Below are 14,809 nucleotides of genomic sequence, written 5' to 3' on the forward strand. Positions count from 1 at the left end.
ATGAAAATCAAGACAGCACTGCTTTCGGTTTCTGACAAAACCGGTATCGTCGAGTTCGCCCAGGCCCTGGCCCACCGTGGCGTACGCCTACTATCCACCGGCGGTACCGCCAGGCTGCTGGCCCAATCGGGTCTTGATGTCACCGAAGTGGCGAACCACACCGGGTCGCCAGAAATCCTGGACGGCCGGGTCAAGACCTTGCACCCCAAGATTCATGGCGGCCTGCTTGCGCGTCGGGACAGCACCGAGCACATGCAGACATTGACCGAACACGGCATCGATCCCATTGATCTGCTGGTCGTCAATCTTTACCCTTTCCGCGAAACGATCGCCAAGGTCGATTGCAGCTTTGCGGACGCTGTCGAGAACATTGATATTGGCGGGCCCGCCATGTTGCGCGCGGCCGCAAAGAACCACGGCACCAGCGAAGGCGGCGTTGCCGTCGTGATAGATCCCGCGGACTATGCACGCGTGCTGGCTGACATGGATAGTCCGGCAGGACAGCCCTCTTACGCGCTGCGCCTGGAACTCGCCGCCAAGACCTACGCCCATACAGCAGCCTATGATGGCGCAATTGCGGCCTATCTCACCAGCCTGGCCACGGCTGAACCGGCCCAGGACCAAACGCCGGAGCGCGACACCTGGCCGCGCGTGCTGACCATGCAGGTCAAGCAACAGCAGGTGCTGCGCTATGGCGAGAACCCACATCAGGGCGCCGCCTTTTACGTTGATCAACCCGTGCGGCCTGGCCTGTTGGGCAGCTATCGACAATTGCAGGGCAAGGAGCTTTCCTACAACAACATTGCCGATGCGGACGCCGCCTGGGAGTGCGTACGCAGCTTCCAGGAAACCGCCTGCGTCATCGTCAAGCATGCGAATCCCTGCGGCGTGGCCGTCGCGGACAGTGCGCTGCACGCCTACGAGCAGGCGTTCAAGACCGACCCCACGTCCGCGTTCGGCGGCATCATTGCCTTCAACCGTCCGGTCGACGAAGCCACCGCGCAGGCGGTCAGCAGGCAGTTTGTCGAAGTGCTTCTGGCACCGGGCTATTCGTCCGAGGCGCTGGCCGTTTTTGCTGCGAAGAAGAACGTGCGTGTGCTTGAAATTCCCCAGGGCGACGCGCAGAATCTGTTCGACATCAAACGCGTGGGCGGCGGCTGGCTTGTTCAGGATCCAGATGGCCTGCATGTGGCTGAGAACGAATTCAAAGTGGTGACCAAACTTGCGCCTACCGAACAGCAGATGCTGGATTTGCGCTTCGCCTGGAAAGTAGCCAAGTACGTCAAATCCAACGCGATTGTGTTTGTCGGCAACGGGATGACGCTTGGCGTCGGCGCAGGCCAGATGAGCCGGATAGACTCCGCGCGCATCGCATCGATCAAGGCGGACAACGCCGGTCTGACACTGGCGGGCTCCGCAGTGGCATCCGATGCATTCTTCCCATTCCGCGACGGCCTCGATGTTGTTGTCGCGGCCGGCGCGAACTGTGTCATCCAGCCTGGTGGCAGCATACGCGATGACGAAGTCATCGCGGCCGCGGATGAGCATGGCATTGCCATGGTCTTCACCGGCATGCGCCACTTCCGTCACTGATGCGCATCCTTGGCATCGATCCCGGCCTGCGCCGCACCGGCTTCGGGGTGATCGATGTCCAGGGCACGCGGCTAAGCTATGTCAGCAGTGGCACCATTGTGGTGCCCGCTGATCAGCCGCTGGCGTCCCGGCTGAAAATCATCCTCGACAATATTCGCGAGGTGGTGCAGACGACACGGCCTACCGTATCCGCCATGGAAAAAGTATTCGTGAACGCCAACCCGACGTCAACGCTGCTGTTGGGACAGGCCCGCGGCGCTGCCCTGTGCGCACTGGCCGACAGCTTGCTTGATGTGCATGAGTACACTGCCTTGCAGATCAAGAAGTCCGTGGTCGGCAACGGTCATGCGGCCAAGGAACAAGTACAGAAAATGGTGCAGCATCTGCTGGCGCTCAATGGCTTGCCCGCGCCCGATTCGGCCGACGCCCTCGCTTGCGCGATCTGCCACGCTCATTTCAACCCCTTGTCGGAGCGCCTGAAGCAAAGCGGCCAGATTGGCGCTGGCTATCGCGGACGCGTGCGAGGTGGACGGCTGGTCGGCTGACCCGCCGTCAGGCTATAGTGACCAACCGCACCCAACCCCCACTTGAGTGGGTGGATAGATCAGGAACAGAGTCATCATGATAGGACGCATTACCGGAACTTTGATCGAGAAGACGCCTCCCGTCGTCTGCATTGATGTGGGGGGCATCGGCTACGAAATCGATGTGCCCATGAGCACCCTGTACGACCTGCCCGAAACAGGAGCGCGCGTAACGCTCTATACGCATCTGGCTGTTCGCGAAGATGCCCACACACTGTACGGATTTCTGTCGGACAAGGAGCGCAGTGCGTTTCGCCTGCTGATCAAGGTCACTGGCATAGGCGCGCGCACGGCCTTGTCCGTGCTGTCCGGCATGACGGTCGATGAGTTGGGCAGCGCCATCACGCAGCAGGAAACCGGACGCTTGACGCGCGTACCCGGTATCGGCAAGAAAACGGCCGAACGTCTGCTGCTGGAGTTGCGTGGCAAGCTGGGCGCGGATTTGCCGTCCGCGCCGGGAACAGTCTCGGGCGGCGGGCGCGAAGACATCGTCAATGCATTGCTGGCGCTGGGGTACTCCAACAGCGAATGCCAGGCCGCGCTCAAGAAGGTGCCTGAAGGCGTGGAAGTCGCCGAGGGCATACGAACGGCGCTGAAATCACTGTCCAGAACTTGAAAAGCCTTGCCCAGCCGCTGGCGGGCAACCGGGTGCCCGAACAGCAAAGACGGCGTTTGCGCGGCGGCTCGGCCACGGGCCATGGCGGCTATGTCTGCGCGCCCTGCTCCAGCAATCGCCCAAAAGCGGCAAGGTCGACATTGCCGCCGCTCAACACTACACCTACCCGCTGGCCTTTCAAGGGCACCAGCTCGTTGAACACGGCGGCGGCGCCCAGGCAGCCGGTGGGCTCAACGACAATTTTCATCCGCTCGGCAAAAAACTGCATTGCCTGGATTAGCTGTGAGTCGGTGACCGTCAGGAGGTCGCGCACATGCTGTTGAATGAGGGAGAAAGTCAGGTTACCCAGCGCCTGGGTGAGCGCACCGTCCGCAATTGAGCTCGGCTGCGCAATACGCACCACAGAGCCTTTGCGCAACGATTGCTGACCATCCGAGCCCGCCTCGGGCTCTACCCCATAGACGGCGCAATCCGGGCTGATCGCCTGCGCTGACAGCAGCGAGCCCGATAACAGGCCGCCGCCGCCCAAAGGCACGAACAGCGCATCCAGCCCGCCGGTATCTTCGAGCAATTCCTTGACCGCCGTGCCCTGCCCGGCAATGACCTCGGCATGATCAAAGGGCGGGATCAAGGTCAGCCCTTCTTTGTCGACGAGGCCTCGGGCGATTTCCTCCCGGTCTTGGGTCGCACGGTCGTAGTCGACGACACGCGCGCCATACCCCAGGGTAGCGGCTTTCTTGGCGCGTGGCGCATCGGCAGGCATGACGATGGTGGCGGACACACCCAGCAATTGCGCGGCCAGCGCGACCGCCTGCGCATGATTGCCCGACGAAAACGCAACAACGCCCGCCTGGCGTTGCGCGTCGGAGAGATTGGCCAGGGCGTTATAGCCGCCGCGAAACTTGAATGCGCCCATGCGCTGCAAGTTCTCGCACTTGAAGAACACCTGAGCGCCAAGGCGCTCGTTGAGTGTGTGCGACACCAGCACAGGAGTGCGGTGGGCAACGCCTTTCAGCGTTTGGCTGGCCCGAACGACATCATCGTAGGCAGGAAGGACAAGGCTCATGCAGGGCTCGCGTAAAAGTGGATTCAAAGAATGGCTGTTTGTTGATACCCATGATTATGCTGCAACCGGACACCCCATGCAGAACGAGAAAGAGGGAGGGTCAAAAGGGCTGCAACAACGCCCGTGTTAGAGTACCATCTAGCACTGTAAATATACTCAGCACGACTAATCGGCACCTCACTCATGGCCATACATTCCGATACGCTATCCAGCAGCCCCGCGCCGGAACGCATCGTTGCGCCGCAAAGCGCGTCGCCCAACGAAGATTCCATCGAGCGCGCCTTGCGCCCGCGCCAGCTCAGCGAATACATCGGACAGCAGCGCGTTCGCGACCAACTCGAAATCTTCATCGCCGCAGCGCGAAATCGCCAAGAGGCGCTGGATCACGTACTGCTTTTCGGACCTCCCGGCCTGGGCAAGACCACGCTGGCGCATATCGTAGCGCACGAAATGGGCGTGCACTTGCGTCAGACATCAGGCCCGGTGCTGGAGCGTCCGGGCGATCTCGCCGCGCTGCTCACCAATCTGGAGCGCAACGATGTACTCTTTATCGACGAAATCCATCGTCTTTCGCCTGTCGTCGAAGAGATTCTTTATCCCGCGCTCGAAGACTTCCAGATCGATATTCTTATTGGCGAGGGCCCGGCAGCACGCAGCGTCAAGATAGATCTTCAGCCGTTTACACTGGTGGGCGCCACGACACGCGCGGGCATGCTCACCAATCCCCTGCGTGACCGCTTCGGCATTGTGTCGCGCCTGGAGTTCTACAACGCCGACGATCTCACCCATATCGTTTCCCGCAGCGCGCACCTGCTCAACGCCGAAACCACGCCGGAAGGCGCCGCGGAAATTGCCCGGCGAGCCCGGGGCACGCCCCGTATCGCCAACCGGCTGCTGCGTCGCGTGCGCGACTACGCCGAGGTCAAGGCAAATGGCCGCATTGATGTCGAGATTGCCAATGCGGCGCTCTCCATGCTGGAGGTTGACCCGCAAGGGTTGGATCTCATGGATCGCAAGCTGCTTGAGGCCATTATCCATAAATTCGACGGCGGGCCAGTCGGTGTGGACAGCCTGGCGGCTGCCATCGGCGAAGAGCGCGATACCATCGAAGATGTCATCGAGCCTTATCTGATACAGCACGGGTACCTGCAACGGACGCCGCGCGGGCGCATGGCCACGCAAACCACCTGGCGGCATCTCGGGCTGACACCGCCCACGGCTGCAGGCGGCATTACACCCGATCTTTTCACTTGAAGCGCGCTGACAATACCGGGCCAATGCCCTGATAGCATCGGCTCAGTGCATGCATGTCCACGGAATCCGTACAGGCCCGGCGGCCACTGGCCGGCTTCAGCCGTGCACACACTGCAGCAAGGCTTCTCCGTACGCCTCGCGCTTGCGCACGCCTACGCCACTGATGCCGCCCAGGTCGTCCAGAGATTGCGGGCAGCTCAAGGCGATTTCACGCAAGGTTGCATCATGGAAAATCACATAAGCGGGAACGCCATGGCTGCGCGCCACCTCGGCACGCCAGGCCCGCAGGGTTTCAAAACGAGCCTGCGCGGCCTCCGGCAGGGCAATGACCGCCTCTTTGCTGCGCGTGGAGGCTGAACGGCTGCGTGATTTTTTTTCGGGTTCGCGCCGGAACATCAGCGTGTGTTCGCCCTTCAGGACACCACGGCTACGCTCTGTGAGGGCCAAGGTGCCGTACCCGTCGTGATCCACGGCCAACAGGCTTTGCGCCAGCAATTGGCGCAATACACTGCGCCACGCGTTTTCGGATAGATCGGCGCCGATGCCGAAGACAGACAGGGTATCGTGGCCGTACTCCTTGATGCGATCCGTGAGCTTGCCACGCAGGATATCAATGAGATGCCCGGCGCCAAAACGCTGCCCGCGCTCTCGCCATAATCGGTAAACCGCCGACAATATTTTTTGCGCTGCAATGGTACCGTCCCAGGCCTGTGGCGGCTCCAGACAGGTGTCGCAGTTCCCGCAAGGCTGTATGGTCTGGTCGAAGTATGCCAGGAGGCGTTGCCGCCGGCACGATACGGTTTCGCACAGGCCCAGCATGGCATCCAGTTGCGCGCCCAGACGCCTGCGGAAAACTTCGTCGCCCTCGGACTGGTCGATCATGCGGCGCTGCTGCACGACATCTTGCAGGCCGTAGGCCAGCCATGCGGTTGCGGGCAAGCCGTCGCGTCCTGCGCGCCCGGTTTCCTGATAATAGCCCTCGACTGATTTGGGCAGGTCGATATGCGCCACAAAACGGACGTCGGGCTTGTTGACTCCCATGCCAAAGGCGATGGTGGCAACCATCACCATGCCCTCTTCGCGCAGAAAGCGCGATTGGTTGGCAGCGCGCACAGAAGCATTCAGGCCCGCGTGGTAGGGGAGCGCCGCAATGCCATGGTCACACAAATAACTGGCCGTTTCTTCGACCCGGGCGCGCGACAGGCAGTAGATGATGCCACAGTCGCCCGCATGCTCCGCCTGAATGAACGCCAGCAATTGCTTGCGCACCTCGTTTTTTTCGATGATGCGATAGCGGATATTGGGCCGGTCAAAGCTGGCGACAAAATGCGGTGCATCATCGAGCTTGAGGCGCTCTGCGATCTCGCGCCGGGTTGCCGATGTGGCCGTGGCGGTCAGTGCCAGGCGGGGCACCTGCGGCCAGCGCTCGTGAAGCAGGGACAAACCCAGGTACTCGGGACGAAAATCATGCCCCCATTGCGATACGCAGTGCGCTTCGTCGATCGCAAACAACGCAATATGGCCCCGCGACAGCAGATCCAGGCATCGCTCCGTCAGCAAACGTTCTGGTGCCACATACAGCAAATCAAGTTCACCAGCCTGGAATGCCTGCTCGACCTCGCGCGCCTCGCGCCAGTCCTGCGAAGAATTGAGATAGGCGGCACGCACACCCAGTTCCTGCAGCGCATCGACCTGATCCTGCATCAGCGCGATCAGCGGAGAGATCACGATGCCTGTGCCAGGCCGGACAAGCGCCGGAATCTGATAGCAAAGCGATTTGCCGCCGCCCGTGGGCATGAGCACCAGGGCATCCCCGCCAGACACTACATGTTCAATAATCGCTTGCTGGTCGCCACGGAAGGATTCGTAGCCAAAAACACGCTGCAGGGTTTCCAGAGAAGATAGGGTCATGCCAGAAAGTCAGAATACCGGTACGGAGAATCGAATGCCTACATCATAGTCCCCCGTCACCGTCTCGCGCTTGGCACTGAGCCCAATCTGCAAATTGGGGCTGTACCAGAACTGCTGCGTGAGGCCGAAACTGTGCCGGGGGTCCCCCGAGGAGGGTCTGAGGCTCTCGTAGCTGCCGCTGAGATCGCCCCAACCTGACGTGGGGATGGTGGCCGACCACTTTTGCCGATTGGCGCCACGCGAAGGGCCGGTGTCGTAGGTGCTCAAGTCGGTGAATCCTTCTGTGGAAGCCTCGTTAAGCCATGTGAGCTGGATGTTTTCAAGCAAATCGACCGTATAGGCCGCCTGATATCGCCACCCTTTGTACAGGCTGCCGCTGGCGCGCGCTACGCCTGCACGCCAGGCGCCCCAGTCTGTCTGGATTTCGCCACCCAGGCCTGTTGACACTAATGAGGGCGCCAGCTCTACCTGGGATTCCAGCGTCAGCGCAGGACTCAGCCCATAGCTGAGCGATGCATAGCCCGCCCCCGATCCATAAGCGAGATCACCGTCGGTTGCTGTGGGCGTGTTGTCAATGGCACCCAACGCAAAAGAATAATTCCAGGTATCTTCTGCAGCGTTTCCTGAAGCATTGGTATCTGCAACGTTGATGCCGGCCAGCTTGGCGTTGCGAGCCCAATCGGGCTTGCCCACCTCTTGGCTGCCCACGGAAATCCTGGGACCGATATCTCCCTTGAACACCCAGCTGCTGGCGCCCACGCTCCAGGGCAGATTCGAGACAGCATGGCCCAGCCCCACCTGCCGCAGATCGGGCGCGCCGCGCAAACCCGGAGAGGCACTGGAAACCCCGCCTGAAGGCCAGGACGAGGTGTGAATGTAATCCCACGTGTAACGGTCCGGGATATAGGGTGGGGAAAAACCGCCGTCCTGGACGTCGTCTGTCGACGCTGCGCCGGGCAAGGGAAGCCCGGGCAAAATGGCGCCATAGGAAACCGGATCCTGCGCCAGTGCGTCTTCGATGAGATCGTCGGACGCCGACCCGACCTCGGCCGGCGGCGCGGGCAGAGGGGTGACCACCACCGGCCCGTCTTCCCGCACCGGATAAGCGTGGGCGGTGCCCCACCCTCGCCAGGCAGGATCAGCCCTGTAGCCAGACGCGCTGATCGATGGGCGGCTGTCCGGCATCCGCTGGGCAGACGCCGAACCCCAGCCTGCCGCCACGCCCAAGGCAACAATAGTGGTTAACAAACGATACACAACAAACATCCTTACCGCCGCCGGCGCCCAGCAACAAAATCAAGCATGGCCTCGGCACTGGCATCCAGAGACCGTTTGAGCGCACTGTATTTTTCGAGCACTGCCGACTTGTAGACAACCCCCAGCAACACAGGCTGCTCATCACGGCTGACGACGGGCAAGCGCTCGCCACGGAACTGGACGAAATAATCCTGCGCCTGGTCGAGCGACATATCGGCATACAGGGTTTTGACAAAATCGCGGCGAATCACATCGCCAGCGCTCTTCTGCTCGAGATCGCCCTGGCTCAACAATAAACTGGTAAGGTCCTGCTGTGCAATGACGCCCTGGAACACATTGTCATCATCGACAACATAGATATAACGAACAGGATATTCCAGGAACAACTGCACCGCGTCGCTTAGCGGCGCAGTCGCCTGGACAACCGTATCGGCGGGGCGCACCAGGTCGCTGATGATCGTGCTGCGCAGCCGCTGACGCAAAACCTGATCGCGCTCGCGCGCCACAGTGACATCGTACATGGCGACTTCGGCCACCGCTCTGGACACAAAATAGGCAATGACGCCCGCCAACATCAGCGGCAGCACGATTTGGTAACTGAGGGTCATCTCGAAAATCATCAATATGGCCATCAGTGGGGCGCTGGTCGCGGCCCCGAGAAAACTGCCCATGCCCACGAGGGTGTACATGTAGATTGGCACCTGCGTTGCCGGCCAGATCACGGCCATGCCCATACCGAACAGCGTGCCCATGGCGCCGCCGACAAAGAGCGCAGGTGTGAACACCCCTCCCACCGCACCGGAGCCGACCGTCAGCGCGGTGGCAAGAATCTTGCAGATGAGCACGATCGTCACCGCGTACCATGTCCAGGAGGTGTGCAGGAAGGCGTGCACGACGCTGTAGCCGTTTCCTGCAACCTGTGGCATGAAGATCAGCAGGCAGCCCACCAGCAGCCCGCCCAGACCAAGACGCAACGGCAACGGCAGATTCGTGCGGCCAAACTGCCGTTTGACCAGATCCAGAAACTTGAGGAACAGCGGCGCGCACAACCCCGACAACAGGCCGAGAAAGATAAAAGGCAGGACTTCGACCCCTGGGATTTGCGGCATATCCTGCATGGCGTAGGTGGTTTGATAATGCCCCGTGGTACGCATGACGATATTGGCGGTGGCTGCGGCCACCATGAGCGGCCCAAAGGACTGCATGGTCATGGTGCCCACCACAATCTCGGCAACGAATAAAGCGCCCGCTATCGGCGCGCCATAGGCCGAAGCGACCCCTGCCGCCGCACCGCAGGCCACCAGCAAGCGCAGCCGCGAGGTGCTGAAATACGTGAAACGCCCAATGGTGGAGGCGCTGAGCGAGGCCAAATGCACCATCGCGCCCTCTCGCCCTATAGAGCCGCCGGACACCACGGTAAACAGGGAGGACAGGGAACGTAACAGACCTTGCCGGATGGAAAGGCGACCGTCGCCGATGGCCACCGCTTCCATGTAGTCTGAATTGGCGCTCCCGCTGACCCGCGCCGCCGCCCACAGCAATATGCCCGCGATAACGCCGCCCACTGCGGGAAACAGCAGGCGCCCATACCAGGGCAGGCTCTTGGTGACCCCGACGATGGAACCGCTTTGCCCAGTGGCCAGCGATTGGAGCAAGCGCATGCCTTCGTGGAAGGCTATGGTGGACAACGCCCCCAGCACGCCCACCAGCGCGGCCCAGCACAGCATGGCGGGCAGATCGGACAGCCAGGAATAGCCAGCCAACTGCCGGCGCATGGACTGCACACTGTTGCGGATCATAAAGGGTCCATAGGAAAAGAGTCGCAAACCATACCGCAAGCGGTGTATCTATTTCAATTGATTTCCATGCGCTTGCGCAGCGCAGTGGTCCCGGGGCACACTTGCAACATATGGAAAACTCCCTTGTAAAAGTGTTGGTCGTCGACGATGACCCTGCCTTGCGTCAGCTTCTGGCAGATTACCTGAACCGCCACAACTATGACACGTTGCTGGCGCCAGACGCCAGCGACCTGCCGGAACGCATACAGCGGTATTCGCCGGATCTCATCGTGCTGGACCGCATGATGCCGGATGGCGACGGCGCGGAAGCCTGCCGCAAGCTGCGCCAGCAAGGCGAGGACATCCCCGTCATTTTACTGACCGCGCGCGACGAAACCGTCGACCGCGTCATTGGCCTGGAAGCCGGCGCCGACGACTACCTGGGCAAGCCCTTCGACCCGCGCGAGCTGCTGGCGCGTATCGAAGCTGTGCTTCGTCGCAAAAAGGGCGCGTCGGCCCTCAACAAGGACAAACCGGTGGCATTTGGGCCGTTTGTCTTTGACCCTGCCACACGCCAGTTGTCCAGGGGCGAAGAAATCATCAAACTGACGGGCGGCGAGGTCAATCTGCTCGAGGCGCTGGTCGGCAACCCAGGCAAGCCTTTGTCACGTGACCGCCTGCTGGCCCTGGCGCGGGACGACGACGAAGGCGAACGCAATGACCGTGCCATCGACATCGCCATCCTTCGACTGCGGCGGGCCATCGAAGACGATCCAAAACAGCCGCGCTGGATCCAGACCGTGTGGGGTGTCGGCTACCGCTTCTCGCCCTGACACCATGAAACTGCGTGCGCTGTTGCCCCGCTCCCTGCATGCCCGCATGGTGCTGCTGACCCTGGCGACGATACTGCTGGTGCAGGCAGCCACCTTTGCCACGGTCGCCTATTATCGCAAGAAGTTCACCGAAGAAGTTGCCGTGGAGATGACGGCGACCACGATTCGAACCTTGCGCGCATCGCTGGCTGAGATCCCCAGCGGCGAGCGCGCCGATTTCGTGCAACGCGCTTCGCAAAACCAGTGGCGGCTCTGGTCGCGCAGCCTGCCATCGGACGCCAGCGTCGAAGGCCGCCGAGGGCCGCCGCCCCGTCATCGCCACCCTGAGCCGCCCGCGCCAGCCAACGACATCCGGGACAACCTGCGCGGCTTCATCAACGCGCTGAACCGGCGGCTGAACGACGATACCCGTGTCGCACTGTCGCGGGGGCCGACACCGCGCCTGTATATTTCGCTGCTGCCTGATGCCAACCTGCAGGAGGCCGAATATAGCCGCGAATGGCTGGTGATCCCGCTGGATCGCATTGCGCCACCCGTGTCCACCCCTGTCATTGTGGTGTGGCTGACGGGCATGGGCTTGTTGCTGCTGCTGTCGGCCGCATTTTCCTGGCATATCACGCGCCCGCTGACGCGCTTGGCCAAAGCCGCCGATCAGTATGCCGCAGGGCAGCCGGCCCGCGTAACGCCATCGGGCCCGCGCGAAACACGCGTGCTGGGAGAACGATTCAATGCCATGCTGGACACCCTGGCCCAGACCAGTGAAGTGCAGCGTACGCTGCTGGCTGGCTTGCCGCACGATCTCAAAGGCCCGTTATCGCGGATGTGGCTGCGCATCGAAATGACCAATGACGCGACACTCAAGGAAGGCATGCGCAAAGACCTTCAGGATATGCAGCGCATGGTAGACCAGTTTATCGGGTTTGTGCGCGGCTCGGATCCTGGTTCATACAAGTTTGCGCCCCTTGTGCTGAACACATGGCTGGAAGAGCAAGTACTGGCCTGGGAAAGCGCCGGCAGCCCCGTGAAGCTGGTGCGCAATGTGCGTCAGCCGCTGAGCATGCAGGCAGACCGCGCTGCCCTGGGCCGTCTGCTGGACAATCTCATCACCAATGCCCTCAATCACGGCGCACCGCCGGTGGAAATCGCGCTCGGCATCCGGGAGGCCCACGCCTTGATTACCGTCTCCGATCACGGCACCGGCATCAGCGCGCAGCGCAGAACCGAAGCGCTCAGGCCGTTCTCACGCCTGGACGATGCGCGGACACGCACCGGATCAGTGGGCCTGGGGCTCGCCCTGGCGGAGGCCATCGTCGGCGCGCATCATGGCACGCTGGAACTGGGCGAAGCAAAATCCGGCGGGCTTGAGGTCCGTATTACCCTGCCACTGCCCGACCAGCCAAGCTGATCTCTGTCACTATCGCAATGCGTCCGGGCCCGGCTTGCCCTCCGCCTGCGTGGGTGGCACGCCGGACGCCGCGCGCGGTGCGGACAGCAAAACAGCCTTGGTTGTCTTGCCCTGGAAATCCGGCGGTTCCGGTGGCCGGGACAAGCCGAACATACGCCAGTAAACGCGCAGATTAAAGATCAGTGCAACAGGCATGGCCACAACTACGCAGGACAGCACCAACCTCAGGGAGGGCACTGACGCCGCCGCATCCCACAGGGTGATGTCGTCCAGCACCAGATAGGGGAAGAAGCTGTAGCCCAGGCCCCCCAGCACAATCAGGAAAACCAGCAAGGTCATGACAAAGGGCAATGCGGTATTGCGATAGCTGCTATGTATCATGCGCTGCAGGCACATCTCGGTAGACACGAAACAGATCAGCAGCACGCCCCACAGGATGGGGACCACAGCCGGGTAAGCGCCATCACTCCATTTGAGGAAAATGCCGCCATTGGCGAAGGCCAGCACGACCGTGACACCGACCGCGCCGGCGGCGGTCCAGCGCACGGCCCGACGGCCCCACATTACCGACCGCGCCCGCAGCTCGCCGCCCACACGCATCATGAGCCAGGCCGACCCAAGCAGGCAGTACGCGGCGAAAGTGCACAGGCCAATGAACGCCGAAAACCACAAATACCCAGACGCTGTACGGTAGGACACCACGATCTGCGCAAGCAGGAGGCCATGGGACAACGCCGTCAGCAGGGACCCCGCCGCAAAGCCCGCGAGCCACCGGCTTTGCTGAGGGTGAGGGGAGCGCAACCGCATTTCGAAGGAGATCGAACGCAGCAACACTCCCAGGCCAAGTAGTGTCAGCGGCAAGTAAAGCTGCCCCATGATGGCGCCCCAGGCGCCGGGAAACGCCGCAAGCAGCAGCCCCAGCCCGAGAAACAGCCAGAACTCGTTGGCATCGCGCCAGGGACTGAGCAGTCCCAGCATGCGGGGCCGAAGATGGGCCGGCGCAAAGAGCGCCAGGCAGCCCACGCCGATATCGAAACCATCCAGCACCGCCGCGGCGACAATAATCGCGAAAAGCAGGACCATGAAAACAAGCGGCATCCAGAAGGATGGATCCTGCACCCCGAAACCCAACGCGCCGGCGAGCGTATCGATCATGCGCGCCCCCTGCGCCGGGCGACCGGCACCACCCCATAACGGGCAATATGCCTGACTGTTTGAAGGAAGCCTCCGACGAACAGGACATAAAGGGCCGCGAACGCCAGCAGACCACCTGTCAGAACGCCTGCCGATGTGGCGCCGGTGACTTCATCGACGGTAATCGTGCCGTTGACGACGTAGGGATAGGCGCCCAGCAAAAGATGCGCGACCCCGGCCAGTACCATGCCCCAGGCCAGGAAGGCCATGCCGGTGAGCAGGTGACGCCATCCACGCGACAGTGCGCCAGGATCATAGGCATGGCGCCGCGCCCGCCATCCCGTAAGCCAGGCGGTCGCGGCCATCAACATGCCCGCCAGCACAGCCAGGCGGAATGACCAGAATGTGGCGGCGACCGGCGGGGCCATGCCCAAAAACTGATCCAGCCCGCGCAATTCCCCCTGCTCGTCCTTGCCCAGCCACCGGCCACCCGCATGCCGCCATAGCCAGGCCGCGCGATTGGTACCCGATGCCGCGTCTGGCCAGGCCAGCAGCACGAGATCCGGCTGCTGGCCGCTGTCCCAATAGCCCGTGGTCGCCGCCGCCTTGGCGGGCTGATAGCGCGCGCTGACCAGGCCTGAGCCCGCCACGCAAGCCACCTGCAACACAATGCAAACGCAGGCGAGCCGGACGGCGGTGCGAAAGGCAAGCCGCTGGCATTCTTCGGAAGGATGTCGCAGAGACTGGGCTGCGACAACGCCCATGACCAGAAAGGCAGCGAGCAAAAGCCCTCCCACCGTAAACATGCCGACATACCAGGGCATCGCGGGATTGAAAATAACAGCCATCCAATCGCTTACCCGGTAATGGTCGTCCTGCATGACGGCGCCCATGGGCACGTGCATCCATGAGACCAGCGCCAGCAGCCAGAACACCATGACCTGCGCGCCGACCGCGACCATGACGACCACCGTGGCATGTGCTTTGTCGGACAGCTGACGCTCGCCGAACAGCATGGCGCCCAGAAAGCAGGACTTGAAAATAAAGACTGAGGTGACGCCTGCCGCGAGCAACGGACCGGCGACATCGCCGATTTTGCCCATCAGGGCTGGCCAAAGACTGCCAAACTGGATGAGCACAGGCAAACCCGAGGCAAATCCCAGGAAGAACGCCAGGGCAAACACCCTCACCCAGAAACGATAGGCAGCCATCCACGTGCCCGCAGGCGCGAAAAGCGACCGGATCCGGAAATACGCAAGCATCCAGGCCAAGCCCAGCGCCATCATCAGAAAGAGCGCCATGAAGCCAAGACTGGAATAAAACTGTATCTGCGATAACCACAGCGTCGTATGCGTCATGGGCGCTAGTTTAGAGCGAG

The 14,809-nt window shown here is 61.9% G+C and carries 12 protein-coding genes; 6 read left to right on the top strand and 6 right to left on the bottom strand.

The features are described 5' to 3' along the window. The 3 genes from purH (at position 1) to ruvA (ending at position 2,793) form a co-directional block, all read left to right on the top strand. On the top strand, positions 1–1,593 hold the full coding sequence (purH, locus tag ERE07_RS14390; protein WP_130009729.1) for a bifunctional phosphoribosylaminoimidazolecarboxamide formyltransferase/IMP cyclohydrolase: 1,593 nt from the start codon (positions 1–3) through the stop codon (positions 1,591–1,593). Continuing rightward, positions 1,593–2,138, top strand: a complete 546-nt coding sequence (gene ruvC / locus ERE07_RS14395; RefSeq protein ID WP_130009730.1) for a crossover junction endodeoxyribonuclease RuvC — start codon at positions 1,593–1,595, stop codon at positions 2,136–2,138. The genes purH and ruvC overlap by 1 nt, the downstream gene beginning before the upstream one ends. 76 nt (positions 2,139–2,214) lie before the next feature. Beyond that, on the top strand, positions 2,215–2,793 hold the full coding sequence (gene ruvA / locus ERE07_RS14400) for a Holliday junction branch migration protein RuvA (RefSeq protein WP_130009731.1): 579 nt from the start codon (positions 2,215–2,217) through the stop codon (positions 2,791–2,793). Between the two features lie 88 nt (positions 2,794–2,881). Here ruvA and ERE07_RS14405 read toward each other — a convergent pair whose 3' ends face one another. Continuing rightward, positions 2,882–3,859, bottom strand: a complete 978-nt coding sequence (locus ERE07_RS14405; protein WP_130009732.1) for a threo-3-hydroxy-L-aspartate ammonia-lyase — start codon at positions 3,857–3,859, stop codon at positions 2,882–2,884. Positions 3,860–4,042: 183 nt separating this feature from the next. On the opposite strand from ERE07_RS14405, the gene ruvB reads away from it, so the two are divergent. Then, positions 4,043–5,113, top strand: a complete 1,071-nt coding sequence (ruvB, locus tag ERE07_RS14410; protein WP_130009733.1) for a Holliday junction branch migration DNA helicase RuvB — start codon at positions 4,043–4,045, stop codon at positions 5,111–5,113. A gap of 96 nt (positions 5,114–5,209) precedes the next feature. Here ruvB and recQ read toward each other — a convergent pair whose 3' ends face one another. From recQ to ERE07_RS14425, 3 genes are read right to left on the bottom strand one after another with little or no spacing between them, the layout of a single operon-like run. Next, a complete protein-coding gene (gene recQ / locus ERE07_RS14415) occupies positions 5,210–7,024 on the bottom strand; it encodes a DNA helicase RecQ (RefSeq protein ID WP_130009734.1) in 1,815 nt (604 codons plus the stop codon). A 9-nt stretch (positions 7,025–7,033) separates the two neighbouring features. Continuing rightward, positions 7,034–8,281, bottom strand: coding sequence for a fimbria/pilus outer membrane usher protein (locus ERE07_RS14420; RefSeq protein ID WP_130009735.1), 1,248 nt, complete (start codon positions 8,279–8,281; stop codon positions 7,034–7,036). An 11-nt stretch (positions 8,282–8,292) separates the two neighbouring features. Continuing rightward, on the bottom strand, positions 8,293–10,080 hold the full coding sequence (locus ERE07_RS14425; protein WP_130009736.1) for a ClcB-like voltage-gated chloride channel protein: 1,788 nt from the start codon (positions 10,078–10,080) through the stop codon (positions 8,293–8,295). Positions 10,081–10,190: 110 nt separating this feature from the next. On the opposite strand from ERE07_RS14425, the gene ERE07_RS14430 reads away from it, so the two are divergent. Both ERE07_RS14430 and ERE07_RS14435 read left to right on the top strand, forming a co-directional pair. After that, positions 10,191–10,892: a response regulator gene (locus ERE07_RS14430; RefSeq protein WP_130009737.1), complete on the top strand. Its 702-nt coding sequence runs from the start codon at positions 10,191–10,193 to the stop codon at positions 10,890–10,892. A gap of 4 nt (positions 10,893–10,896) precedes the next feature. Next, the gene (locus tag ERE07_RS14435; protein ID WP_130009738.1) at positions 10,897–12,297 is read left to right on the top strand and encodes an ATP-binding protein; all 1,401 of its coding nucleotides are present in this window, start codon (positions 10,897–10,899) and stop codon (positions 12,295–12,297) included. A 9-nt stretch (positions 12,298–12,306) separates the two neighbouring features. Here ERE07_RS14435 and ERE07_RS14440 read toward each other — a convergent pair whose 3' ends face one another. Beyond that, positions 12,307–13,452, bottom strand: a complete 1,146-nt coding sequence (locus ERE07_RS14440; protein ID WP_130009739.1) for a cytochrome d ubiquinol oxidase subunit II — start codon at positions 13,450–13,452, stop codon at positions 12,307–12,309. After that, a complete protein-coding gene (locus tag ERE07_RS14445; protein WP_130009740.1) occupies positions 13,449–14,789 on the bottom strand; it encodes a cytochrome ubiquinol oxidase subunit I in 1,341 nt (446 codons plus the stop codon). Before ERE07_RS14445 ends, ERE07_RS14440 begins: the two co-directional genes overlap by 4 nt. Positions 14,790–14,809 lie beyond the last annotated feature (20 nt).

Origin of the sequence: Allopusillimonas ginsengisoli (assembly GCF_004153455.1) — a bacterium.
Taxonomy (GTDB): domain Bacteria; phylum Pseudomonadota; class Gammaproteobacteria; order Burkholderiales; family Burkholderiaceae_B; genus Allopusillimonas; species Allopusillimonas ginsengisoli.